The organism is Roseibium sp. TrichSKD4 (assembly GCF_000148725.1).
In the GTDB taxonomy this organism is placed as follows: Bacteria; Pseudomonadota; Alphaproteobacteria; order Rhizobiales; family Stappiaceae; genus Roseibium.
In genome coordinates this window covers 85,764-109,798 of the sequence record NZ_GL476301.1, presented here as the reverse complement: position 1 = coordinate 109,798, position 24,035 = coordinate 85,764, and the positions used below count along the sequence as shown (strand labels likewise).

At 53.9% G+C, this 24,035-nt stretch carries 19 protein-coding genes and 1 pseudogene; 9 read left to right on the top strand and 11 right to left on the bottom strand.

All coding sequences use genetic code 11. The features are described 5' to 3' along the window. Window positions 1-39 precede the first annotated feature (39 nt). The 3 genes and pseudogenes from TRICHSKD4_RS02180 to TRICHSKD4_RS32140 form a co-directional block, all read right to left on the bottom strand. On the bottom strand, window positions 40-1,281 hold the full coding sequence (locus TRICHSKD4_RS02180) for an FAD-binding oxidoreductase (protein ID WP_009465751.1): 1,242 nt from the start codon (window positions 1,279-1,281) through the stop codon (window positions 40-42). Window positions 1,282-1,369: 88 nt separating this feature from the next. Continuing rightward, window positions 1,370-3,304: a bifunctional diguanylate cyclase/phosphodiesterase gene (locus TRICHSKD4_RS32095; protein ID WP_009465750.1), complete on the bottom strand. Its 1,935-nt coding sequence runs from the start codon at window positions 3,302-3,304 to the stop codon at window positions 1,370-1,372. 1 nt (window position 3,305) lies between these two features. Then, window positions 3,306-4,793, bottom strand: a pseudogene (locus TRICHSKD4_RS32140) (ABC transporter substrate-binding protein). 604 nt (window positions 4,794-5,397) lie between these two features. Between TRICHSKD4_RS32140 and TRICHSKD4_RS02160 the strand changes: the two are divergent. Beyond that, the gene (locus TRICHSKD4_RS02160; protein WP_009465747.1) at window positions 5,398-6,438 is read left to right on the top strand and encodes a hypothetical protein; all 1,041 of its coding nucleotides are present in this window, start codon (window positions 5,398-5,400) and stop codon (window positions 6,436-6,438) included. Window positions 6,439-6,456: 18 nt separating this feature from the next. Here the strand turns inward: TRICHSKD4_RS02160 and TRICHSKD4_RS02155 are convergent, their stop codons facing one another. Next, on the bottom strand, window positions 6,457-8,832 hold the full coding sequence (locus tag TRICHSKD4_RS02155) for a 1-deoxy-D-xylulose-5-phosphate synthase N-terminal domain-containing protein (RefSeq protein ID WP_009465746.1): 2,376 nt from the start codon (window positions 8,830-8,832) through the stop codon (window positions 6,457-6,459). 131 nt (window positions 8,833-8,963) lie between these two features. Between TRICHSKD4_RS02155 and TRICHSKD4_RS02150 the strand changes: the two genes are divergently transcribed. Further along, complete coding sequence (locus TRICHSKD4_RS02150; protein WP_009465745.1) at window positions 8,964-9,320, top strand: Lrp/AsnC family transcriptional regulator; 357 nt, start codon at window positions 8,964-8,966, stop codon at window positions 9,318-9,320. On the opposite strand, the gene TRICHSKD4_RS02145 is transcribed toward TRICHSKD4_RS02150, so the two are convergent. Then, on the bottom strand, window positions 9,309-10,658 hold the full coding sequence (locus TRICHSKD4_RS02145) for an IS5 family transposase (protein WP_009465529.1): 1,350 nt from the start codon (window positions 10,656-10,658) through the stop codon (window positions 9,309-9,311). The two genes, TRICHSKD4_RS02150 and TRICHSKD4_RS02145, sit on opposite strands and share 12 nt — an antisense overlap. Window positions 10,659-10,789: 131 nt before the next feature. Between TRICHSKD4_RS02145 and TRICHSKD4_RS02140 the strand changes: the two genes are divergently transcribed. Next, on the top strand, window positions 10,790-10,915 hold the full coding sequence (locus TRICHSKD4_RS02140) for an Lrp/AsnC ligand binding domain-containing protein (protein WP_247642766.1): 126 nt from the start codon (window positions 10,790-10,792) through the stop codon (window positions 10,913-10,915). Between the two features lie 33 nt (window positions 10,916-10,948). On the opposite strand, the gene iolG is transcribed toward TRICHSKD4_RS02140, so the two are convergent. Genes iolG through iolD form a run of 5 tightly spaced genes read right to left on the bottom strand, consistent with a single transcriptional unit; the run spans window position 10,949 to window position 16,471 of the window. Beyond that, on the bottom strand, window positions 10,949-11,935 hold the full coding sequence (iolG, locus tag TRICHSKD4_RS02135) for an inositol 2-dehydrogenase (RefSeq protein ID WP_040616023.1): 987 nt from the start codon (window positions 11,933-11,935) through the stop codon (window positions 10,949-10,951). A gap of 3 nt (window positions 11,936-11,938) precedes the next feature. Continuing rightward, window positions 11,939-12,778, bottom strand: a complete 840-nt coding sequence (locus TRICHSKD4_RS02130; RefSeq protein WP_009465742.1) for a class II fructose-bisphosphate aldolase — start codon at window positions 12,776-12,778, stop codon at window positions 11,939-11,941. Next, the gene (locus tag TRICHSKD4_RS02125; RefSeq protein ID WP_009465741.1) at window positions 12,775-13,617 is read right to left on the bottom strand and encodes a 5-deoxy-glucuronate isomerase; all 843 of its coding nucleotides are present in this window, start codon (window positions 13,615-13,617) and stop codon (window positions 12,775-12,777) included. The genes TRICHSKD4_RS02130 and TRICHSKD4_RS02125 overlap by 4 nt, the downstream gene beginning before the upstream one ends. Window positions 13,618-13,628: 11 nt before the next feature. Continuing rightward, window positions 13,629-14,603, bottom strand: a complete 975-nt coding sequence (gene iolC, locus TRICHSKD4_RS02120) for a 5-dehydro-2-deoxygluconokinase (RefSeq protein WP_009465740.1) — start codon at window positions 14,601-14,603, stop codon at window positions 13,629-13,631. Then, complete coding sequence (iolD, locus tag TRICHSKD4_RS02115; protein ID WP_009465739.1) at window positions 14,603-16,471, bottom strand: 3D-(3,5/4)-trihydroxycyclohexane-1,2-dione acylhydrolase (decyclizing); 1,869 nt, start codon at window positions 16,469-16,471, stop codon at window positions 14,603-14,605. Before iolD ends, iolC begins: the two co-directional genes overlap by 1 nt. Before the next feature lie 121 nt (window positions 16,472-16,592). On the opposite strand from iolD, the gene TRICHSKD4_RS02110 reads away from it, so the two are divergent. Genes TRICHSKD4_RS02110 through TRICHSKD4_RS02100 form a run of 3 tightly spaced genes read left to right on the top strand, consistent with a single transcriptional unit; the run spans window position 16,593 to window position 19,793 of the window. Next, on the top strand, window positions 16,593-17,687 hold the full coding sequence (locus TRICHSKD4_RS02110) for a Gfo/Idh/MocA family protein (RefSeq protein WP_040616021.1): 1,095 nt from the start codon (window positions 16,593-16,595) through the stop codon (window positions 17,685-17,687). A gap of 43 nt (window positions 17,688-17,730) precedes the next feature. Next, entirely contained in the window at window positions 17,731-18,624 is an 894-nt protein-coding gene (locus TRICHSKD4_RS02105; RefSeq protein WP_009465737.1) for a TIM barrel protein, read from the top strand. Between the two features lie 11 nt (window positions 18,625-18,635). Continuing rightward, window positions 18,636-19,793 (top strand): Gfo/Idh/MocA family protein, encoded by a 1,158-nt coding sequence (locus tag TRICHSKD4_RS02100; protein WP_009465736.1) that lies wholly within the window; start codon window positions 18,636-18,638, stop codon window positions 19,791-19,793. A 6-nt stretch (window positions 19,794-19,799) separates the two neighbouring features. Here TRICHSKD4_RS02100 and TRICHSKD4_RS02095 read toward each other — a convergent pair whose 3' ends face one another. Continuing rightward, entirely contained in the window at window positions 19,800-20,816 is a 1,017-nt protein-coding gene (locus tag TRICHSKD4_RS02095; RefSeq protein WP_009465735.1) for a LacI family DNA-binding transcriptional regulator, read from the bottom strand. A gap of 186 nt (window positions 20,817-21,002) precedes the next feature. Between TRICHSKD4_RS02095 and TRICHSKD4_RS02090 the strand changes: the two genes are divergently transcribed. The 3 genes from TRICHSKD4_RS02090 to TRICHSKD4_RS02080 all read left to right on the top strand — a co-directional run bounded on the left by TRICHSKD4_RS02090 (window position 21,003) and on the right by TRICHSKD4_RS02080 (window position 24,035). After that, on the top strand, window positions 21,003-21,953 hold the full coding sequence (locus tag TRICHSKD4_RS02090; protein ID WP_009465734.1) for a sugar ABC transporter substrate-binding protein: 951 nt from the start codon (window positions 21,003-21,005) through the stop codon (window positions 21,951-21,953). 173 nt (window positions 21,954-22,126) lie between these two features. Then, complete coding sequence (locus tag TRICHSKD4_RS02085; protein ID WP_009465733.1) at window positions 22,127-23,239, top strand: ABC transporter permease; 1,113 nt, start codon at window positions 22,127-22,129, stop codon at window positions 23,237-23,239. A gap of 1 nt (window position 23,240) precedes the next feature. Beyond that, window positions 23,241-24,035, top strand: coding sequence for an ATP-binding cassette domain-containing protein (locus tag TRICHSKD4_RS02080; RefSeq protein ID WP_009465732.1), 795 nt, complete (start codon window positions 23,241-23,243; stop codon window positions 24,033-24,035).

Sequence of the window (24,035 nt, the reverse complement as noted above, 5' to 3'; positions counted from 1 at the left end):
AGTTCCTCCACTTTTTGTTTCTTTGGAGCGTCACGCTCCTCACATGAACCGCTTGGGTTCATAAACACTCATGTCATGATTGGACGGCCTATCTGCGATCAAATCAGCAACCATGCGTCCGCTCTTCGGCCCTCCTGTCAGGCCAATATGATGGTGGCCAAATGCGGTGTAGACGCCGGATGAACCAATCTCTCCAATCAGCGGCAAGCTGTCCGTTGGCGCAGGCCGAAACCCGAGCCATTCCTCCTCACTGTCCGCTTCGAGACTAGGAAAGACCGATTTCACCTTCTTGCGCAACAGCGCCAAAGGTGCAGGAGACTTTTTCTCACTCAAGCCTCCAAATTCCACAACACCCGCACAGCGAAGCCCTTGATCCATTGCAGTTGCAACGAACTTGCCCGCTGTCAGCATCATTGGATTGTTCGGAGTTTCACTCGGCGATTTGAAGATAATGTGATAGCCGCGTTCTGCTTCGAGAGGAATGTTGAGGCCAAGCTTGTCAGTCAACTGTTTAGACCAGACACCCGCCGCCAGAACCGCGCGTGCGCACTCAAACCGTCCCTGATCTGTCTCGACAGCGGTAATCTCTCCGCCGGATAAATCAAAGTCCTTCACTAAAGCTTGAACAAAGGCACCACCTTCGTCTTCCAAAACTGTGACAAGCGATTTGACATAATCACCGGGGTTCAAGATGAACCCATGATTGTCGAGGCGCGCCAAGAACTGCATGTCCTTTGCCAGAATAGGCTCTGCATCTTGAACAGCATGTCCTTCAATGATCTCTGGACTAAAACCCGCCTCGCGGCGCAAATCCCAAGCAAAACTGTCTTTTTCAAAAGCAGCGCGGTCTTTGTAAACGAAGCTGTATTTGCTGGGGCGCACCCATTTTTCTGCTCTGGTCCCCCGTGACAGCGCCTGATGTTGCTCCAGACTGTCACCAACAATTGGAACCAACCCTTTTGAGATACGCGCCGTATCTTCGGCATTGGCATGGGCCAAATACCGAGTAAGCCAGGGCATCAACTTTGGCAGATAAGACCACCGCAAAAAAAGCGGAAAATCCGGATCAAGAAGGTATTTTGGAGCATTGGGTATAAGACCCAGCCCAGTGACCGGAATGATTGAACAACTCGCCAGAATGCAGCCATTGCCATAAGAAGCTCCTTCTCCGGGAGCTCCTCTGTCGAGCAAGGTAACCTCAAACCCTGAGCGCCTTAACCAGATAGCTGCAGATACACCGACAATCCCGGCCCCAACAACGACGACTTTTGCCGATGACATGTACGTAACCCAATCTGAATAGGTATTCAGATTGAAATTTTTTGACTAAGTTTTCAAATATAAAATTCTGGGCAGCCAACGGCTCCCATCAAAGCTGTCCACCAGCTGCGAGTTTTGGAAGCGTTTTTGTTTCCGTGTCGGTCGGCCGAGCCAACAAGTCGTCAATGTAATAGCCCTGCGCAAACTCAACACCCAGTTTTGTGATGTATTCCAGTTGCTTTGGTGTCTCCACACCTTCTACAACCACCTTACAATCGAACGTTCTGGCGATGCTGATAGCCGCTTCGAACAAGCGTTGATCTCGCTCATCCTCCATAGCGCCCCATAAGAGCGACTTGTCGATTTTAATGATCTCAAGCGGCAAGAGCCGAACGCAAGCAAGCGCCGAATATGCAGTTCCAAAATCATCAAGAGAAATTCTGTATCCGAGTTTTGACAGGTCATGAAGCAGGTCAATCAATTCCGGCTTCTCAATCAAACGGTCCTCTGTCACTTCGAGAACAATTTGCCGGACCCGCTCATTTAAGACTGAGGCAAGATCGGAGAACTTCTTGAATGTAGACGCATCGATGAGTTGTTCAGCAGAGAAATTGATACACAGACATTCAGGCACATCTTTCGCTGCTTCATGACCACGTGCCATTGCCAAGGTCAGGTCAGTCAAGTCGCCGAGATACCCGGACTGGCTTGCAATGTTGATCGCTTGATCCGGCGGGACAAACTTACCGTCTTCGAGACAGGGGATACGAATTAGCGCCTCTCGCGCCCACAAGCTTAGATCGGAAACACGAGCGATTGGTTGTTTATGAAAAAATATGCTTTTCGACTTCAACGCCTTGCGTAATGAACGTTCAAAAAGCGCTTCCTTCAAGTAAGCGAGATCAAACTCCACATCATAGGCAATAGTCCGACGGCGCCCGGAACGCTTGGCATCGTAAACCGCCATATCAGCCCGTGCCAACAGTAAGCTCGCGGTCTTGGCATCATCAGGATAGGTAACAGTTCCGATCGAAAAGGTTGTTTCATGTTGTGTATTTAAAACGGAAACGGGTCGAGCAAAAAGGTTGTGGATGCGCTCAGCGAAAGTAATAGCGCAAAGCTTGCCGCAGTTCCTGACGAGCAAAACGAATTCATCGCCTCCAAATCTGAAGATCGAAACGTCAGCACTCTCCAGCGCCCGAATGCGTTTGGTAACATTACGCAAAAACTCATCACCGATATTGTGCCCAAAAGTATCATTAATCAGCTTGAATTTGTCAGCATCCATGAAGAGCAGAGAGAGCTTCTGCTGCTCCCTTTCGGCAATTGCAATTTCGCGAACCAGCGCCAGATCCAATTCACGTCGATTGAGCAGACCCGTCAAGCTGTCTCGCGACGCTGCATTTTCCAGTGCAACGTGAAGCTCGTGGAAACCATTGGCAAGGACGGAAAATTCTTCACTTTCAAAACTGTCCGCTACAATCGCAGACGGCTCATGCTTCATCGAAAACAGGAATTTGTTGATCGGAGCCATAATGACGTCTTCAATTTTGCGTCGGCTCCGCATCACACTGATGAGAAACACCAGTGAAACGATGAGAAGGTTTAACAGCCAGATGCTGGATATGGATCCAAGATGAAAATCAACCGGTGCATTCCAGAAATTGAGCGTCCCCAGGAGCGTTTCATCCCCATGGTAAATGGCGATTGAATGATCTGGATCTCCTTTCGTATTTGCACCTGGCTTCATTTCCTCGATGAGTAGAACATCATAGCGATCCGTCAGTTTGATCCCGTCAAACATACTGGACTGAACCGCAGAAGCGATACTGCCGCGCAAGGCATCGTAATCGAAGTAATAAAGCTGTGACTTGGCAAAGGTACTCAGCGCTTCAATCGCCACTTCACGGTTTGCATCCACTTCCTGGCGGGTTGCCCAAGACGCAAAATAGACCGTCATCATCAGTACCAGCGTCAACAAAAACGCAGTCTGGAAAGCAATACTGGCAACGATCTGCCTTCTGAGGGACGGCTTTTTGGGCATATTAAGGAGCACACGCCTTTGTATCTGCAGGTTCAAGATTGGCAGCCTGAAGGAACACTCCACCAGTAAGTTTGTACTCCTCTCCCAGAATGAAGGTGCGTGTTACAGCTGTTAGCGGAATGATGTGCCCGTTTGCCTGAAGCTTCTTTTCAAGCTCTAAAAGGCGAGCAAAGCGATCGTCTCGCGTGTCTTGCTGCAAAGATTGATTGTAGAGGTCGTGATAACCATCATGCACATCCTGTGACGTAATGCGTTTATCAATCACCCCTCTGAGCACGATGGATGGGTCGGGTAAAATGGTCCCCCAAAGGAAGAGCCCAACTCCAAAGTTGCGTGTATCCAGATTTCGGTAGTACTCCTCCCCATCCCCGGCCAAGCGAGCCTGCACATCGAAATGCCCCTTTGAGAGCATCCCGGCGATTGCCTGACCCAAAGAGAAAAACTCATGATTTTCACGTAATGGGAGATCTAACTGCAGTCGATTATTCTCGCTATATCCGGCTTCTTCCATCAGCACTCGCGCTTTCTTCACGCGCTCAGAATAGGAAGTCGCACGATACTCGAGTGCCGGACTGCGATACCCCTCAACAGGCAACAGAAAGCCATCGAGAATGTGGGTTTCGGTTCCCATGATCGGACCGCTGGCTAGAAACTGATACTCGATCAGAAGAGAAATTGCCTGCTTTATGCGAGGGTCTTGCAGCTCAGGAACAGTCTAATTCACAAAGAGATAGGTATAAACCCGATCCGGTGACCCTCCGGGGGCCGTGAATTTGAACTTGCGGATTTGATCAACATTTTTCAAAAGCGGAGCCACTATCCGCTGAGAGAAACGGTCCACACCATCGATTGCGCCGTTCAGAAACATTCCAATTGTTGCCTGACGCGGGCTATCAAGAAGATAGCGAACAGCTTTGAGTGGCTTTTCCTGACCTTTACAAAAGTGAGGATTTCGTCCCATGACCACCATCTTGGGGTCAACTTTTTGGACAACATAAGGCCCGCTTGCGACTTGCCAGATCTCCGGAGCAGACCATTTCATTTTCCCTGCATTGATCCAGTGTGTCGGCAAAGGGGTGTAATTGTGAGAAGTCAGGGCTTGAAGGAAAAGGTCAGCGGGCCCTTCCGTCTCCACCACAAACGTCGCTTCATCCAAAGCCCTTAAACCAATCATTTTCGGGCTTACCTGCTTGTTTCGGACCGCATTCGCGCCTTTTATGAGTTCCGACAGCGGAGCAAAGCCACCATTTGCTGTGAATGAGGTGCTTGGGTCGAAAAGGGTTTCAAATCCTGCCTTAAACTGATTGGCTGTAATCGGAGCGCCATCCGACCAGTGACATGTGCGATCAAGCTGAAACGTTATCGACCGGTTGTCAGGGGCGATTGCCCACGACTTCGCCAATGATGGGACCAAATTCGCATCAGCATCATAACGCAAAAGTGTCCCAAGATATTCGCGACCTAATCGGAGAACCGGCGTAAACGACATATTGACCGGAGTAAAACTGCTGTCTTTCAGTACAAGGCTAGACGGCAGAGTAATAGAACACTGGTCCTCAGACGCGTTTGCCACACCCGTCAGAATGTTTGCCATTAGCAATATTACGAGCGCAAAATAATTCAACTTCACCAAACCAGTTAGACGCTGCATTGATTTACTCCTGGAAAGTGACCTTTGTCAGCTATTACGTTTCCAGTTACAAAATGACCTTAAATTCACCCTTGGTCACGAGAAGACGCCAACTTAATTATGGAAAAGTAAAAATTTGACCATTTGTTATATTTTCAGAAAATTTACATTGTCATTATTTATTATATTTCTAGAATTATTCGCAATAAACTCACCTATATATTTGATCTTCTCAGCCTCGAACAACAACAATGGTCCCATTGACGCTGCGATATGAAGCGTGGTCACACCAATTACGACCTCTCACACGAGGTGAAATGCGTTTACTTTAAATACAGAATTACCTTGAGTAACTTTTAGTAAAACCCTAATAATTGACTGACTTATAATATCAAAATCTACGCTCGAGAATGCGTTTAAGATTTAGTCAACCACGTTCTTAACGGCTGCAGAGAAAAGACATATGCGCCCAACGCAGTCCCCAATTCAGCGTTCACTTTCGGGCGCTTTTGGATTTGTGCTTGCCGTCGGCCTCCTGATTGCCGTGGTTAGTGGGGTCTCTGCGCTTTATGGCACTTGGCAGAAGCACTTAGGACAGCAGTTCGTTTCTGTGGTTGCGGAGACTGGGCTGGAACAAGGTTTCTTTGTTCGCCCAGGCAGTGAAAGAATGCCCCAGATAGCCGGGTTGGCGACTTCACCAGCACCTCAAACGGGCTTGGCGGAGCTTCGCCTTTCTCCGAGAACTGAAGTGCCTGCACCGACGAACATTTCTAACCTGCAAACCGGCATACAGTCAGATGCTGCCATGGAAAGTGGCATGACAGGTCTGGCTACACTTTTTGGAGAAATTTGCGAAGTTAACCCGGAAACCATTCAGGCTGGCTTTGATATGGCGGCCAATCTGTTGACAGCGAAAACCTTGCTGACTTTAACCCACATTTTGGGCAGCACTTTTGGCCTTGCCTCCATTTCCTTCGCAGCACTGTTTTATCTGACAGCCGTCAGACGTGGAAACTTGAGCATTGACGCAGCCCATCATTGCCGGGCCTTCGGTCGATGGATGTGGCTTGGTACCGTTCTTGCCCTTGTCTCCGGGCTGGGCCTGATGATCAATCTGCATCTAACCAACACCGAGCAAGTCTTTGATCCGAAGTTATGGGTCAAAGCTGCTCTGCTCGGAACTGTGATGGTAACCGCGGCACTTTTTGAAGTTTTCGCTATTCCCCGCACCCTTGCAAATGCAGGCAGACCGCTGTTCGACCGTACCTCCCTGTTGAGGCGTACGTTTGCAGTCAGCCTCTTCGCCGTGCTGTTTATCAGCTGGTGGTATCTCTTGTTCCTTGGTGTCAGCCGAGAATACAGTTTTACCTTGAACGGCCAAACCATGCTTTTCGGCTTTGGATATGCAGCCGGTATAGCTGCAGGAGCAGCGCTCATGCTTGTTATCATTGCCCGCCTTTTCCAGACAGGATCCGTTCACAAGCGCAAATACATGAGCGCCTAATGATCCAATGCGGCGTGCTCAAAGTGGCGTGCCGACAGTTCGCCCAAGCGTTAGTCCGTTGACTTTCTCCAAAATGGAAGCTGTATCGATGCCGAAGTGACTGTAGAGGTCACCGATCGTGCCTGTCTGGCCGAAATGCTCCACGCCCAGCGGAATAGTGCGATGGCCACATACCCCACCCAGCCATGAAAGCGTTGCCGGATGCCCGTCGATCACAGTAATCATCTGGCAATGCGTCGGCAAATCGCCAAGCAGGCGCTCAATATGCGACAGGGCAGTTTTGTTGCCTCTTGAACGTGCCCGCTGGGCCGCCGTCCAGCCGGCGTTCAGCCGGTCTGCAGAGGTTACCGCCAACACGCCAACATCTCGGCGACTGTCAGAAAGCAGGCCCGCCGCGCGAATGACCTCAGGCGCAACTGCGCCCTGATAGGCAAGCACCACATCGCAGTTTGGACCGGGTTTGCGCAGCCAGTAGGCTCCATCAATGGCCCCTCGGCGGAAATCGTCATCGGCCCGCGTGCCCGGCTGCTCGATCGGATTGGTGGTCAACCGAAGATAGACCGAACCGCCAGTTTCATCCCGCAGCCAGGTTCGCTCATCAGGATCCCCCTCCCCGTCGCGCTGTAGGTAGTCGAAAGCCCATTCCATGATAACAGCCAGCTCATCGGCAAAAGCAGGCTCAAAGGCAGCAAGACCGTCCTGACTCATCCCGATCAACGGCGTTCCGATTGACTGATGCGCGCCCCCTTCCGGGGACAGCGTCACGCCGGACGGCGTGCCAACAATCATGAAACGGGCGTCCTGATAGCAGGCATAATTCAAGGCATCGAGACCACGACAGACAAAGGGATCATAGACCGTCCCGATCGGAATAAGCCGTTTGCCAAACAGGGAATGAGATAGGCCTGCCGCCCCGAGCAACAGGAACAGGTTCATTTCCGCAATGCCAAGCTCGATATGCTGGCCTTGCGGTGTGAACTCCCATTTAGCCGTCGAAGGAATTCGATTTTCGATGAAGGCATCAGACTGCTCGGTCCGTGCGAAAAGCTTCCGCCGGTTGACCCACGGCCCGAGATTAGTCGTCCCGGTCACATCCGGCGAGCTCGTCACGATCCGCTCAGCCAAAGTGCTTGAGCCCTTGGACAGGTCATCGAGGATTTTGCCGAAAGCCATCTGTGTCGACAGCTCAGTTCCCTTCGGCGCCGCAATGGCCGGAACATCGACCGCAGCATCGTGATAACGGCGCGCGCCTTTTGAGAAAAACGGCACCTGATCCACAAACGTTTTGAGCGCCACAACATTTTCAACCGTTGCGAAGGGCTCCCACTCCGCGCCTTCCGCAACGCCCATATGCTTTTGCCATTCGGCCATCTGGGTGCTGTTCATCAGCCCGCCGTGATTATCCTTGTGTCCGGCGATCGGCGTGCCCCATCCCTTGACCGTATAGGCGAGGAAACAGGTCGGACGGTCATGCTCGATGGAAGCAAAGGTTTCCGCCATGGTCTCGGTGCAATTGCCGCCAAGATTTTCCATGAGGTCCGCCAGTTCGTCATCACTGCGCCGATCCAACAACGCAGTGACATCACCCTGATCGCCCAGATCATCCATCAGTCGCTTACGCCAAACGGCACCACCCATGAAAGTCAGGGCGGAGTAATCCTGATTGGAACAGGCATCGATCCACTGACGGAGTTTATCCCCGCCCGGCTCCTTGAAGGCCGCACGCTGCAGGACACCGTGTTTTACCCGAACTACATCCCAGCCAAAGGCATCAAAGATCTTTTCGACACGATCAAACAGACCTTCGCGGACGATCCCGTCAAGAGATTGGCGGTTATAGTCGATGATCCACCAGCAGTTCCGCAGATCGTTCTTCCAGCCTTCCTGCAACGCCTCATAGACGTTGCCCTCGTCCAGCTCTGCGTCCCCGACAAGAGCAACCATTCGCCCTGTCGGAATGTCATCGCCCCATGACTTGGCGTGAATGTAATCCTGAATGATCGAGGCAAAGGACGTGATCGCTACACCGAGACCAACGGAACCGGTCGAAAAATCCACGTCATCGACATCCTTTGTGCGCGACGGATAGGATTGAACACCGCCGAACCCGCGGAAGTTTTCCATCTTCTCGCGGCTGAGGTTGCCCATCAGATATTGCATGGCATGAAAGATCGGAGACGCATGCGGTTTCACCGCAACCCTGTCTTCTGGCCGGAGCGCCGAAAAATAGAGCGCTGTCATGATCGACACCATTGAAGCGGAACTTGCTTGATGCCCGCCAATCTTGATCCCGTCCACCTTCGGGCGGATGTGGTTGGCGTTATGAATCATCCAATGCGACAGCCACAAAAGCCGTTGCTCAATGGTCTTCAGGTGGTGAATGGTTTCAGTCATGGCCAGCGATCCTCAGTTTTTATGAGAGTACCGCAGGTACCTTGGTTTTTTCACCCAATTCCGCTAGGCATCCATACACTTGGCGCAAATTTCCAGCGTCAAATTTTAAATCTGTAGCGATATCGATTACAATGACGACGAGCCTTGACACTATCGACCACAAAATCCTGAAAGAGCTGCTAACTGATGCCCGTTTGACTCATCAGCAACTGAGCGAGCGGATCGGCCTGTCGCCATCCCCCTGCGCGAGGCGGATCAGAAAGCTGGAAGCAGACGGTTACATCACCGGCTACAGCGCACGCATTGACGAAGCGGCGATGGGGTTCGGGGTCAGTATCTTCGTTTCCGTCAAGCTCGATCAGCAGGTCGACAACAAGCTTGTGACCTTTGAGCAGGAACTTTCGAAATGCCCGGAAGTGGTCGATTGCTGGCTCATGACGGGCAGCTTCGACTATCTAGTCCGCCCTGAACAACGTCTAAGCCATTGATGTTGCGCGTGGCCGAAGCAATACGCAAATATTCGATTTGACCGGTTTGGGGATGGGGTTTGTGATCCAGAGCAGCAAAATGATCAGTGCATTGAGGATCAGACGCAGGTTATGACCGGCTGCGGCCAGCAGGGCGTTGATGGCATCGCCATTTTTGCCATTGAGGAAGTTCCGGTCAAGTCGTCCATCTGTTTTCATGTGGCCGATGGTGGCCTCGATCGCTGATCGTCGTTTCAGCTCACGCTTCATCTGTGCCGTCAGCCCGCGCTTCTGGCCGGAGATCATGACCTTGGCGTCGCCCTCATAATCATGCCCCCGATAGCCACGGTCCACATAGACACGCTCAGCTTTGGTGCCGCAGACTTTCTCAGCCTGACTGATGGTGTCATTCAAGGTGTGCCCATCATAGGGATTGCCCTCAAAAGCCCTCGCCGCAAGAACCAATCCTTCCCGATTGGTCGTGGCAATGCCAACCTTGGCCCCGAACTCGTAAGGTGTTCGCGCCTTGCCCTTGGCAATACAGGCCACTTCCGGCGCATGCATGGAATAAATCTTGTTTTTGTCCTTGGGGGTCTGGGCCAGAAGCCGCTCCACCAGTCCCAGCAGACGGGAGAACCGGTGCTCAAGACCTTCGTTGCCTGCGATCTTGCGGGAGATGTCGCGATAGACCCGGCCCAGATAGGTCTTCAGCTTTTTGAGTTCCCGGCGCATCCGCTTGAACTGTTTGGCATGGGCATAACGGCCCGCCATCAAGGCCGCCTTTTTGGCAACTCTGGTATGGCTGCGACGCAAGATGATGCCGGCCCTCTTGGCCTGGCGCACCAGAAGCTGCAAGGCCTTGTGATAAAGACGGCTATCGGTGGGATGGGCAATGGCTTTGGGTTGAACGGTCGTATCAACCAAGACCCGCTCAAGGCTGCTCTTCTTGATCGTCCCGCTCTCAATCGCAACACCTACCGTAGCAGAAAGAAGCTTTTCCATTCCCTCAGGACCAATCCGTTTGCGCCAGCGGGTCATGGTTGAGGGATCAATGGGGAATTGGTGCTGGAAAAACTCAAAACCGCAGAAAGACTGCCAGTAGGGGTTTTCAACCCAACGCTCAACCGTCTCTTCATCGGAAAGATCGTACATGTGCTTGAGAAAGTGCAGCCCGGCCATCAGACGCGTTGGTTTGGCCGGTCGTCCCAAGGGGCGATAATGCCTGCCGAACTCCGCATCAAATTCATCCCAAGGCATCAGACCAGACAGCCGCACCAACGAATGGTTCATATCGATGATTGCGGCCAGGCGTTCCTTGAACAGATCGCCACACCGTTTGTTGCGTTTTGAAGGTCTCATGAGAATATGCCAGAAAATGCGTGCTTCGGATCAACTAACCGGCATATTCACACATCCAAAACCCAATGGGTATCCATACTCTTCAATCAGTTAAGGGGTTTTTCAGCGCGAACTATCTATTGCGCGTCGCTGTGCGCGATCTCAATGAATATGAGAGTTTTCTGACACGCCGCCTGACGAAAATTCGCGGCGTTGCCTCGATCGAATCTTCAATTCCGATCCGCCGGGTGAAATATCAGCCGGCACGTCTTTCCTGATCAAACAGGAAAGACGTGCTACTTTTTGTCTTTTCAGACGCTAACCGGCTTGCCGCTGGAATAGGACAGGGTTGCCGCATCCGCGAGCAACTGGGCACGCAAGCCATCCTCGATGCTCGGGGACGGCGTGCGACCTGCCTCAAGACACTCCACAAAATGGCGCATCTCGGCGAGATAGGCTGCCTCATAACGCTCAAGAAAGAAGTGCTTTGCGGGAGCTGCCTGAAAGCCCTTCGGTCCAGCCATTTCAACTGTGTTATCGAGCATATTGGCCGCACGAAGCATGCCCTGAGAACCATGAACTTCGAGACGCTGGTCATAACCATAGGAGGCACGGCGCGAGTTGGAAATCTGGCAGATCTTGCCACTTGCAGTGGTCAAGGTCACTGCAGCCGTATCAACGTCTCCAGCCTTGCCGATTTCCGGGTCAACCAGAGCAGATCCGACCGCATACACCTGAACTGGCTCTTCACCGAGGAGGAACCGCGCCATATCCAAATCATGGATCATCATATCCCGAAAGATGCCGCCGGAGCTCTTGATATAGCTGACCGGTGGAGGCGACGGATCACGTGACAGGATCGTCACGATTTCCACATCACCAATCTCGCCACCTGCAATCCTATTTTGAACATTGGCAAAGTTGGGATCAAACCGGCGATTGAACGCGGTTAAAAAGGCAACGCCCGCCTCGGAGACCGCCTTCATGCAATCGCGAATTCGATCTGCTGACATATCGACAGGCTTTTCGCAAAAGATCGCCTTGCCGTTCTGCGCTGCCGTGTGGATGAGATCGTAGTGGGTGTCCGTCGGAGTTCCGATGATCACCGCATCTATATCAGTGGATGTCAGGATGGCATCAGCGGAGCGGACCTCAGCACCGCGCTGAGCCGCCAAAGCTTCTGCCGGATCAGGAAAGGCATCTGCAACGGCAACGAGACGCGCAGAGCGCAGGGAAGCAATAGACCCGGCATGAACCTGCCCGATACGCCCGCAGCCTAGCAAACCGATATTGACCATCATCTACCCCTTTTGCGAACCGCCAAAAGCCTGAAGGACACGGCGTGTCGCCTCCACCAGCGGATCATGTGTTTCCTTGAGGATCGTCACCCTGTCAAACCGGGCAGGATCACGGTTCACCGCGTCCCGCAGAGCCGATCCGAATGCCTTTCGGAGTTCCGTTCCGATATTGAACTTGCAGATCCGCGAGGTCGCCGCGAGGTGCTGTCGCTGCGCAACAGGAACACCGGACCCGCCATGAATGACAAGCGGCACCTTGGTCACGGCTTCAATCGCGCGAATGCGAACCTCGTCGAGACCACCCTCCTTGTTTTCCTGTAGGTGGACATTGCCGACGGAAATCGCCATCGCGTCCACTCCGGTCTCGTCAGCAAATTTTGCGGCCTCTTCCGGATCGGTTCCCTCCGAGGCTGCGCCTGTCGCGTAGCCGACAAAACCAATTTCACCTTCGCAGGAAATGCCAGCCGAATGCGCCATTTCCGCAATCCGGGCCGTTTCGTCGATATTCTGCGAAAGCGGTTTGCGAGAGCCGTCAAACATCAGCGACGTGAAGCCGCTGTCGAGCGCTTCCTTGCACTCCTCGAACGTGTAGCCGTGATCAAGGTGAGCAACGACCGGCACGCTTGCGCCGTCGGCAAGATGGCGGAACATCTTGCCGAGTATTGGCAGCGGCGTGTGCTCGCGGCAGCTAGGCCCGGCCTGCAGAATGACCGGCACCCCTTCAGCCTCAGCTGCGGCCACATAGGCCCGCATGTCTTCCCAGCCCAGTGTTACCAGCCCGGCTACCGCATAGCCATTCGTCAAAGCGGGCTGCAAAACCTGCGAGAGCGTCGCAAGGGTCATTTGAACTTCGCCACCATGTCCTTGATGCCCGGGATCGTTTCGATCTGATAGGCGTGGGTCGGCTGAAAATACTGAACAAGCGAACGCTGGCTAAGGCCGCCCAAAATGGTGAAATAGTACATTTCATAGCCCGGCATCACGGCACACGGGTGGTACCCCTTGTCGATCATGATCGTGGAGCCATCCATCAGCTGGTAGGCATCGCCCGGCTTGCCTTCTTCCCGCTGCAGGATCTGCACACCAGAGCCATGCTTCGGACGGAAGCGGAAATTGTAGGTCTCGTCATGCCGGGTTTCATCTGGAAGGCGGTCTGTATCGTGCTTATGCGCCGGAAACCCCGACCAGCCGCCCTGCCCGACCGTGTACAGCTCGCTGACCAGAAGACGACCAACCTTGCCATGCTGCTTTTGACCGAGAATGTGCTTGATCTTGCGGTGGGTCTTGGTGTCGTCCGAGCCATACTGGACCAGATCGATTTCCGCCACGCGAACATCAAACGGATCGAGAACCTTGTCGTACTTGGCCCCGGCAATAAACGTTTCAGTCTCGTCCGACTGGCAGACAATCGTCACCTTGGCGCCAACCGGCACATATACGCCTTCCGGCTCCCCATCCCACACGTCCACACCGCGATTGCCGAGCTTGTCGAAGGTAACGCCCTCAACCTCGACTGACACGGTTCCTGTCGCCGGAACAACGCAGGTCTCATAGCCCGGCACCTGATATTCGAATGCTTCGCCCTTCTTCAGCTTGACGATGTTGAAGTAATTGAGCGGGACGAGGGCATTCTCGGCGTCCACGATCGGCTTGTTCTGGTTGTCGTGCGGAGCGATATGCATAGGGCTGCCTTTCAGGAATGGGTGGGACCGGGATGGGAAGCCAGAAAGGCCTCAAGTTCGGGACGGGTGGGCATGGCTGGCGCGCAGCCGACAGAACCAACTACGATAGACGCGCAGGCAGACCCTCGAAGCACAGCTTCCTTTAGGCTGAACCCGTCGGCGATGGAGGTCAAAAGCCCGCTCATGAAGCTGTCGCCTGCCCCGTTGGGCTTGAGCGCTTCGACCGAGTAAATACCGGTGCGGATTTCCTCACCGCCCATGATCGTGATCGCGCCCTCTTCGCCCATCTTGTAGATGACAAGGGCTGCGGTGGTTGCAGCAAGTTCGCGCGCCTTTTCCAGCCCCTTGTCGTAGTCGCCGGCCATGAAACCGAACTCAACGTCATTGCCGACAATCATGTCGCACTGGCTGGCGGCACGGGAGAGAACTTCGGCAGCAACTTCCGCTGAAGGCCAGGAATAAGGGCGATAGTCGACGTCAAAGATGATCGGAAGGTTGGCCGCCTTTGCCAGCTCGAACGCCTTGAAGGTTGCGGACCGCGACGGTTCTGCCGCAAAGACGGTGCCTGCCGTGATCATCGCCGAATAGCGGCTGTAATCGACCCGGGACACATCCGCTTCATCCATCTGGAAATCGGCAGCGCCGTTCCGGTAAATGACATTGCGGTGCCCCTCGACCACAGATTCATAGAAGGCGAGCGAATTGCGATACTCGCCGCCAACCGGCGTGACGTGGTTTGCATCAACGCCATAGCGCTTCAACTGGCCGATGCAGTAGCTGCCAACGCTGTCATCGGAGACACGGGTTACGAGCGCGGCCTTGCCACCAAGCTTGCAAATTCCCGCTCCGATATTGGCCGCAGAGCCACCAAGGCCCACACTGACGGTGTCAGCGTCTTCGGCGCGCACTCCGGCATCCGTGTAAAAATCGATCCCGGCGCGTCCGACGATCACGAAGTTGTTTTTGGCAATTGCGTCGAGAAGCATCAGACACCCCGACGCTGTTTTTCACGGGTTGCTTCCCAGGCCTCATGAGCCTCACGAACCTTCGGATCATCGGTGATGTGCGGAGTTCCAACTTCCCACCATGTGTGACCTTCTTTGGTCCAACCTTCATAGGCATCGACCTGCATGCAGATCACATAGGTGCGATCAGCTGCCTTTGCCCGCTTGAACGCCTCTCCAAGCTCGGCGGGATTAGCAACTGTCTCGGCAATCGCCCCCATGGACCGGGCGTGAGCCTCAAAGTCGACCGTAAAGGCCTCCGGAACGGTTGGGCAATCCGCAATCAGATTGTTGAAGCTTTCGTTGCCCGTATTGTTCTGCAGCTTATTGATGACCGCAAAGCCGCCATTGTCCAAAACGAGAATGATCAGCTTTTTGGCCGAGAGAACCGATGAATAAATGTCGGAGTTCATCAACAGATAGGAGCCATCACCGGTGAAGACGATCGTGTCAGACCCCGGCTCACGTTCAGCCTGCGCGATACGCGCGCCCCAGCCACCAGCGATTTCATAGCCCATGCAGGAAAAGCCGAATTCGACATCGACTGTGCCTATATCAAGCGTCCGCCAGTTGGCCGTGACTTCCGCTGGAAGCCCCCCTGCTGCAGCCACAACCCGGTCGCGCGGATCACACAGCTCGTTCACGACACCAATCGCCTGCGCATAGGAGTTAGGGCGATTGTTGCCGTGGGAAACGTTGTCCGCCACGTAGGCAACCCATGCCTTACGTTCTGCCTGGGCTTTGTTCACCCACTCCGCCGGGGCTTTGTACTCCGACATCTTGTCGGCAAGAGCGAGAAGGCTCAGCTTTGCATCTCCCACGACCGGCAGAGACATGTGTTTGCCAGCATCATGCCGGGCCGCATTGAGCGAAATGAACCGGGCATCTTTGGAAAACGCTGTCCACGATCCCGTTGTGAAATCCTGAAGACGCGTCCCGACCGCCAAGATAACATCCGCTTCTTCGGCAATCGCATTCGCGCTGTTTGACCCGGTTACGCCTATTGGCCCGATGTTAAGCGAATGGCCAGCCAACATGTTGGCGCGTCCTGCGATGGTCTCCACCACCGGAATGTCATGCTGTTCGGCGAACTCGTGCACTTCCTTCACCGCTCGGCTGTATTGCACACCGCCACCTGCAATAATCATCGGACGCTTGGCAGTCCGAAGCAGCTTGACCGCGTCGAGAACTTCGTCCGTATCCGGCGTTACACGGCGGATGCGATGGACCTTCTTCTCAAAGAAAGCTTCCGGAAAATCATAGGTCCAACCCTGAACATCCTGCGGCAAACCGAGGAATGCAGGACCGCAATCAGCAGGATCAAGCATCGTAGCAAGAGCCGCCGGAAGGGACTGGATCACTTGCGCTGGGTGAGTAATGCGATCCCAATAACGGCTAACGGCCTTGAAGGCATCATTCACGCCGAGGGTCGGATTGTTGTAGTGTTCCAACTGCTGCAGAACCGGGTCCGGCAGGCGAGTCAGGAAGGCATCCCCGCACAAAAGCAGCATCGGCAGCCGGTTGGCATGCGCAAGGGCCGCAGATGTCAAAAGATTGGATGTTCCCGGCCCCGCACTTGCGGTGCAAAACATGAAGCGCTGGCGCAGCCATTGCTTGGCATAGGCAGCAGCCGCAAAGCCCATACTCTGCTCGTTCTGACCACGATAAAGTGGCAGTTCCTCGCGCACAGTGTTAAGCGCCTCGCCAAGGCAGGTCACATTGCCGTGGCCGAATATGCCAAAGCCACCGCCGCATACACGATATTCAGTGCCATCGATCTCGATATACTGGTTTTCAAGATAGCGAATGATGGCCTGCGCGGTCGTTAGACGGACCGTCGTGTCGTTCATCCTGAAGCCTCCCGTTCAAGCTTGTCACGCTTGACATTGTCGATTGCCGCTTGCGCGATCTCGGTTCTCAAGATACAAATTTTGCAACCGGTTGCAAATCAAAATTCGGGATTGGGCGGAAATGACTGAAATTGGCATTGGAATCCTTGGTGGCGGCTATATGGGCAAGGCCCACTCTGTTGCCATGGCCTCCGTTGGCGCCGTCTTCGGCACCAAACTTCGCCCTCGCCTTGAAATGATCTGCGCCAGCTCCCCTGCGTCCGCGGAAGGCTACAGGACTACCTTCGGCTTTCAACGCGCCACGCATGACTGGAAAGAGTTGGTCAACGATCCGATAGTGGAAGCCATTGTCATTGCTACACCTCAGGCGCTGCATCGGGACATTGCTGAGGCAGCCTTTGCGCTTGGCAAACCCGTCCTATGCGAAAAACCCTTGGGCGCGACACTGGAAGACGCCATAGCGATGACAGAAGCCGCCGAGAAAAGCGGCTGCGCCAATATGGTGGCTTATAACTACATACGGACGCCTGCCAGCCAATACGCTCGTCAACTGATTGCCGATGGTGAAATAGGGGATGTCACCTGGTTTCGCGGCGAGCACACGGAAGACTTCTATGCCGATCCCGAGGCCCCAGCCACCTGGCGGACAGATGGCGATGCGAATGGAACAATGGGTGATCTTGCACCTCATATGATCAACGCTGCCCTCGCCCTGATTGGGCCGATTGACAAGCTGATCGCCGAAGTCGAATGCGTCCACGAGGACCGCCCCGGCGGGAAAGTCACCAATGACGACCATGGACAAATGATGGTGCGTTTCAAGTCAGGCGCAATGGGGCAGATGTATTTCAGCCGCATCGCGACGGGCCGGAAAATGGGTTACGCCTACGAGATCACTGGCACAAAAGGTGCAATCCGGTTTGATCAAGAAGACCAAAATGCCATTTGGCTCTACCGGATGAGCGACCTGGAAGTCGAACGTGGTTTCCGCAAGATCCTGACAGGCCCTGCCCACCCTGATTATCTACCGTTCTGTCAGGGCCCAGGACACGGGACCGGCTATCAGGACCAAATCATCATAGAGGCCAAGGATTTCCTCAACGCAATCGAAACCGGCGAGCCGGTTTGGCCGACATTCCGCGATGGCCTTGACGTCAAGCGCATCGTTGAAACAGCCATGGCATCTTCCAAATCGAAGTCGTGGCAAACCCTGTAACCAAGTTGCGAACAACCAACTGACTGTCTGAAAGGCTCAAACCATGAGCATCCGCATCGGTAATGCGCCCTGTTCCTGGGGCGTTGAGTTTCCGGATGATCCGAGAAACCCTGCTTGGAAAACCGTTTTGAAGGAGTGCGCCGAAGCTGGCTATAAGGGCATTGAACTTGGCCCGGTCGGTTTTATGCCCGAAGATCCTGCCGTTTTGCGTGATGCCTTGGCAGAACATGATCTGGAACTGATTGGAGGCGTTGTTTTCCGCCCGTTCCATGACCCGCAAGCTTGGGACAATGTACTGGATGGCACAGTGCGCACCTGTAAGGCGCTCGTGGCTCATGGTGCGAAGCATTTGGTTCTGATCGATTCCATTTCACCCCGCCGCGCTCCAACTGCAGGACGGGTCAATGAAGCCGAGCAGATGGATCAGGCCGAATGGTCCGCTTACCGCGATCGTATTGCCGAGGCCGCACGGATCGGTGCAGAGGAATATGGCCTGACCGTTGGCATGCATGCTCACGCGGCCGGTTTCATGGATTTCGAACCTGAATTGGAACGCCTTCTTAATGAGATCGACGAAAAAATCCTGAAAATCTGCTTCGACACAGGCCACCATTCCTATGCAGGTTTTGATCCTGTCGCGTTTATGAAAAAGCACATTGGCCGCATCTCCTACATGCATTTCAAGGACATCGATCCGAAGGTGAAAGCTGATGTCATTGAAAACCGCACCGGTTTCTATGACGCTTGTGGTCAGGGGATTTTCTGTAACCTTGGAGACGGCGACGTAGATTTCCCACAAGTCCGCCAAATCCTATTGGACAACAATTTTGAGGGCTGGTGCACGGTCGAACAGGACTGCGACCCAACGCTTGATGTTTCGCCCATGGATGATGCGAAGGCCAATCGGCTTTATCTGGAATCAATCGGCTTCAAATAGGAACACACAGTATGTCTCGATTGAATTGGGGAATGATTGGCGGCGGTGAAGGCAGCCAGATTGGCCCAGCGCACCGACTTGGAGCTGGTCTCGACGGTGAATTCGCCTTCGCCGCTGGCGCTTTGGACCACCGTCCGGAAGAAGGCCGCGCCTATGGCCAAAAACTGGGCCTTTCTGCGGACCGTTCTTATGGCAACTGGCAAGAAATGCTTGAAGGTGAAAAGGGTCGTGACGACCGGGTCGATCTCGTAACCGTCGCCACACCCAATGCAACGCATTTCGAAATCACCAAGGCCTTCCTGGAAGCCGGATTTCATGTGCTTTGCGAAAAGCCGATGACCATGACGGTCGAAGAAGGCGAAGAAATCGTCAAACTTGCAAAGTCCACAGGCACAATCTGCGCCGTGAACTATGGCTATTCAGGCTACTCGCTGGTCCGACATATGAAGGCAATGGTTACACGCGGCGATCTCGGAAAAATTCGCCTCGTCAAAGCAGAATTTGCGCATGGTCACCATGCTGATGCAGCAGATGCCGACAACCCACGTGTTCGTTGGCGGTATGATCCGAAGCAAGCTGGTGTCTCCGCACAGTTTGCTGATTGCGGAATTCATGCCCTGCACATGGCGTCCTTCGTGACCGGCCAAGAGGTGGAAAGCCTGAGCGCCGACACTGTATCCTGCATAGCCAGCCGGGAGCTGGAGGACGATGCGATGGTCAACTTCCGCATGGACGGCGGAGCTGTTGGTCGTTTGTGGACCTCTTCTGTCGCCATTGGACGCCAGCATGGCCTGACCTTACAGGTTTTCGGTGAAAAGGGCGGTTTGCGTTGGTCTCAGGAACAACCAAACCAATTGTTCTGGATGCCGCTCAACGGTCGCCTGCAAACGATTGAGCGCGGCGAGGCAAACCTCTCGCCGGAAGCTGACCGGACCACTCGTGTCACCATCGGTCACGCAGAAGGAATGCCGCTGGCTTTCGCCAACATCTACAAGGACTTGGCTGAAGCCATACGGGCTGAAAAGGAAGGCCGCGCGATGGACCCTGCCGCTGACCTTTATCCGCGTGCGGAAGATGGCTTGCGTTCCATGGCTGCTGTATTCGCTGTGGCTGATTCGGGCAAAATGGATGGCAAGTGGGTGGACGCAAGACCACCCATGTTCCGATAAATCAAATCAGGACACTGCGCTCTCGATGCGGGGGCGCAGGGTTCCCCTTTCAACAATTTGACAGGGAAAGATCCGGGTCTCTGGATACCTGTTCGGCTCATCCAGCATGGACACAATCAACTCAACAGAGGAGTTGATAATCTGCTGAACAGGTTGGCGGATCGTGGTCAAATTTATGTTTTGCCAGCCCGCCATCTCCATGTCGTTGAGACCGATGATACCAACATCTGCCGGCACCTTGAGGCCAGCGTCAGAGATCGCACTCATGACGCCAATGGAGAGAACATCATCGCCGCAAAAATAGGCTTCTGCCAAATCTCCAGCATCGATAAGGCGCTGCATTTCCTCACGCCCCGCCTCAAAGGAATAAGCACGTGCAAAGCTATGCTTGAGCGTTATGTCCGCTTCTTTTGAAAGAATTTCGACAAATCCCTTATAGCGATCCTGTGTCGAAGTCGCGCTTTCCGGACCGCCTAGAAAAGCAACTGACCTGTAGCCGCGCTGCAGCAGTTCGCGCGCTGCCAACCTCCCACACTCCACGTTATCGATGCCAACCACATGCACATCCGGCGCAGTGGAATACCGGCCAAAACTGTTCACAACAGGAACCCCAGCGTCCTTGAATGCCTTGGAGAAACTGGGAGGTAGTGTTGACGAGGCCACGACCACACCATCGACGGAATATTGGCGCAACATCTGAACGGAATGCTCTGGGTCCAGCTCATCGGGCAGATTGACCAGCAATGGCCGCAAGCCACTTTCCTGAAGTTTGCGCGTGAATTGATCAAACACTTCCAGGAAAATGGGATTGTGAAAGTTGTTCGATACGAGGCCAATCAAGCTGGTACGCCGTGTCGTCAGACTCCTCGCGAGATAATTTGGGCGATAACCGAGCTCCAGAGCTGCCTTTTCCACCTTGCGGCGCGTCTTGGCCGATACAGAAGCGCCGTCAGTAAATGTGCGCGAGACTGCAGAGCGTGAAACGCCCGCAAGTTCCGCCACATCCTTCAAGGTCGCTGCCATCTGTCACTTGCCCTTATGCTTCACTAAGGCGCCTTCAATACCCTTTTGTTCCACCCTTGGCATTATGAAAATGAAAAAACAGTTTTGCAACCGGTTGCAAAATTTCTGAGTCCGTGTTTTCCTCTAGGGGAGAGAGCAGCCATGCCCTCTTTATCCATGAGAGTGGAAGATTCCTGGGAGGAACGAATGAAATCTACACTGAAGGCGCTTTTGATGGCAGCTGTCGTTGTTGCAGCACCAATGATGGCCACATCTTCCGCATCAGCTGAAGGCGAAAAATACATTCTGGTTAGCCACGCTCCGGACAGCGACACTTGGTGGAACACCATCAAGAACGGCATCGCACTTGCCGGTGAACAAGTCGGCGCTGAAGTTGAATATCGCAACCCGCCGACTGGCGACATTGCCGACATGGCTCGTATCATTGAACAGGCAGCCGCCTCTTCTCCGGACGGGATCATCACAACGCTGGCAGATTATGACGTTCTGAAAGGCCCGATCACAAACGCTGTTGATCAGGGCATCGACGTTATCATCATGAACACCGGCACACCGGATCAAGCTCGTGAAGTCGGCGCGCTGATGTATGTTGGCCAGCCTGAATACGATGCAGGTTTCGCCGCAGGTCTGCGTGCAAAGGGCGAAGGCGTCACGAAATTCCTTTGTGTCAACCATGCCATCCAACAGCCAACCGTTGGTGAGCGTTGCCGCGGTTACGCTGACGGTCTGGGCATTGACCTTGGCGATGCAATGATGGATTCTGGTACAGATCCATCTGAAATCAAGAACAAGGTTCTGGCTTACCTGTCAGCCAATCAAGACGTTGATGGCATCCTGACACTCGGCCCGGTTTCCGCAGACCCGACCATCGCGGCTCTGAAAGAAAACGGCATGGCTGGTTCCATTCACTTCGGAACTTTTGACCTTGGCGAAGAAATCGTAAAGGGCATCAAGGACGGCACCATCAACTGGGGCATCGACCAGCAACCGTTCCTGCAAGCTTACCTGCCAGTTGTGATTCTCGCCAACTGGGATCGCTACGGTGTTCTTCCGGGTAACAACATCAACTCTGGCCCAGGCTTCGTTACCAAGGACGGCTTGACCAAAGTTGAAAAATTCGCTGGCGAATACCGCTAAGCTGAGTTTAAAGCGGGCGGTCAACCTGACCGTCCGCCTTTTATATTCGAACTACTTAGGCTTGATTTATCCCGCCTCAACGTTCGAACCCAATCAATTCAAACGCCCCGGAGACTGCAGTCCCTGCGCCTTGATGCGCGGCGACCTTCGGTGCACTGACCATGGGGAGGATTATGGTCGATACGGCACAAACCGACGAGCGTATCAAGGAGATATCTCCGCTTAGAAAGGCGCTCATCCGTCCGGAGCTCGGCGGCATCGTCGGCACGATTGCGGTCTTTGTTCTCTTTCTGCTTTTTGCATCTGACAGCGGCATGTTCGCCTCTCAAGGTGTCTTGAACTGGTCACTTGTTTCTGCGCAGTTCATGATTATCGCTGTTGGTGCTTGTCTTTTGATGATTGCCGGGGAGTTTGACCTCTCCGTCGGTTCGATGATCGGCTTTGCCGGAATGATGGTCGCAGTTTTCGGCGTTGTTCTGGGTTGGCCGATGTGGCTGACAATTCTCACCACCTTCGCCATTTGCATGGCCATTGGCGCCCTGAATGGGTGGATCGTCGTCAAAACCGGTCTCCCAAGCTTCATCGTCACACTGGCGTTTCTGTTCATTCTGCGCGGTTTCACAATCTTCATCCCGCAGACAATTGAGCGCAAAACAATCATTGGCGGCATCCGCGACGCTGCTGAAGGTGATTGGCTCGCACCGATTTTTGGCGGCAAGATCGGCCAACCGCTTTTCCAATGGCTCGGCGATATCGGTGTGATTGACGTGTTTGAGCGTGGCTCGCGAGCTGGCCAACCCGTCGTTGATGGCGTTCCAATGCTCATTGTATGGGCCATCGCACTTGTCATCTTTGGTCATATCCTTTTGACCAAAACACGTTTCGGAAACTGGATTTTCGCATCAGGCGGCGATGCAGAGGCAGCGCGCAACTCCGGTGTTCCGGTGAACCGCGTGAAGATCCTCATGTTCGTTTTCACAGCCTTTTGCGCAACGGTCTTTGCCACTTGTCAGGTCATGGAGTTCGGCTCAGCCGGTGCGGACCGCGGTCTGTTGAAGGAATTTGAGGCGATCATCGCAGTTGTTATCGGCGGCGCATTGCTGACCGGCGGCTATGGCTCCGTCCTGGGGGCTGCTCTTGGGGCTCTCATCTTTGGTGTCGTTCAGCAGGGACTGTTCTTTGCAGGCGTGGAATCGAGCCTGTTCCGGGTCTTCCTCGGCATCATCCTTCTCGCTGCCGTGATCCTGAACACCTATATCCGACGCATCATTACGGGGGAGCGCTAAGATGAACACGCGGTCAACCCACGAACCAATCATCCGGATGCAAAACATCGAGAAGCACTTTGGCAGTGTGATTGCACTGGCAGGTGTCTCCATCGAGGTTTACCCGGGTGAGTGTCATTGTCTCCTTGGCGACAACGGCGCTGGAAAGTCGACGTTCATTAAGACCATGTCAGGCGTTCACAAGCCTACGAATGGAGAAATTCTGTTCGGCGGTCGCCCAATGAACTTCGAAAGCCCACGCGATGCGATGGATGCCGGGATTGCCACGGTGCACCAGCATTTGGCCATGATCCCGTTGATGTCGGTCAGCCGGAATTTCTTCATGGGCAATGAGCCGGTGAAGAAGGTCCTAGGCTTCAATTTATTCGATCATGACTATGCCAACAAGATCACCATGGAAGAAATGCGCAAGATGGGCATTAACTTGCGCGGCCCGGATCAAGCCGTTGGAACATTGTCCGGCGGTGAACGCCAGACGGTCGCCATTGCCCGCGCCGTTCATTTCGGAGCAAAGGTGCTCATCCTTGATGAGCCAACCTCTGCGCTTGGTGTGCGCCAGACGGCCAACGTGTTGGCAACCATCGACAAGGTTCGCAAGCAAGACATTGCTGTTGTGTTCATCACCCACAACGTTCGCCACGCAATGGCTGTGGGCGACCGCTTCACGGTTTTGAACCGTGGCCAGACCTTGGGAACAGCTCAACGGGGACAAATCACCCCGGAGGAGCTGCAAGACATGATGGCCGGCGGGCAGGAAATGGTCGCGCTTGAAGGCTCACTCGGTGGTACCGTTTAA

Coding starts and splice junctions, on each gene's coding strand:
- iolD (WP_009465739.1), bottom strand. CDS start 16,471: ATGAACGACACGACGGTCCGTCTAACGACCGCGCAGGCCATCATTCGC.
- TRICHSKD4_RS02180 (WP_009465751.1), bottom strand. CDS start 1,281: ATGTCATCGGCAAAAGTCGTCGTTGTTGGGGCCGGGATTGTCGGTGTA.
- TRICHSKD4_RS02125 (WP_009465741.1), bottom strand. CDS start 13,617: ATGCATATCGCTCCGCACGACAACCAGAACAAGCCGATCGTGGACGCC.
- TRICHSKD4_RS02080 (WP_009465732.1), top strand. CDS start 23,241: ATGAACACGCGGTCAACCCACGAACCAATCATCCGGATGCAAAACATC.
- TRICHSKD4_RS02150 (WP_009465745.1), top strand. CDS start 8,964: ATGACGACGAGCCTTGACACTATCGACCACAAAATCCTGAAAGAGCTG.
- TRICHSKD4_RS02095 (WP_009465735.1), bottom strand. CDS start 20,816: ATGGCAGCGACCTTGAAGGATGTGGCGGAACTTGCGGGCGTTTCACGC.
- iolC (WP_009465740.1), bottom strand. CDS start 14,603: ATGCTTCTCGACGCAATTGCCAAAAACAACTTCGTGATCGTCGGACGC.
- TRICHSKD4_RS02100 (WP_009465736.1), top strand. CDS start 18,636: ATGTCTCGATTGAATTGGGGAATGATTGGCGGCGGTGAAGGCAGCCAG.
- TRICHSKD4_RS02110 (WP_040616021.1), top strand. CDS start 16,593: ATGACTGAAATTGGCATTGGAATCCTTGGTGGCGGCTATATGGGCAAG.
- TRICHSKD4_RS02090 (WP_009465734.1), top strand. CDS start 21,003: ATGAAATCTACACTGAAGGCGCTTTTGATGGCAGCTGTCGTTGTTGCA.
- TRICHSKD4_RS02155 (WP_009465746.1), bottom strand. CDS start 8,832: ATGACTGAAACCATTCACCACCTGAAGACCATTGAGCAACGGCTTTTG.
- TRICHSKD4_RS02130 (WP_009465742.1), bottom strand. CDS start 12,778: ATGACCCTTGCGACGCTCTCGCAGGTTTTGCAGCCCGCTTTGACGAAT.
- TRICHSKD4_RS02160 (WP_009465747.1), top strand. CDS start 5,398: ATGCGCCCAACGCAGTCCCCAATTCAGCGTTCACTTTCGGGCGCTTTT.
- TRICHSKD4_RS02105 (WP_009465737.1), top strand. CDS start 17,731: ATGAGCATCCGCATCGGTAATGCGCCCTGTTCCTGGGGCGTTGAGTTT.
- TRICHSKD4_RS02145 (WP_009465529.1), bottom strand. CDS start 10,658: ATGAGACCTTCAAAACGCAACAAACGGTGTGGCGATCTGTTCAAGGAA.
- iolG (WP_040616023.1), bottom strand. CDS start 11,935: ATGGTCAATATCGGTTTGCTAGGCTGCGGGCGTATCGGGCAGGTTCAT.
- TRICHSKD4_RS32095 (WP_009465750.1), bottom strand. CDS start 3,304: ATGCCCAAAAAGCCGTCCCTCAGAAGGCAGATCGTTGCCAGTATTGCT.
- TRICHSKD4_RS02085 (WP_009465733.1), top strand. CDS start 22,127: ATGGTCGATACGGCACAAACCGACGAGCGTATCAAGGAGATATCTCCG.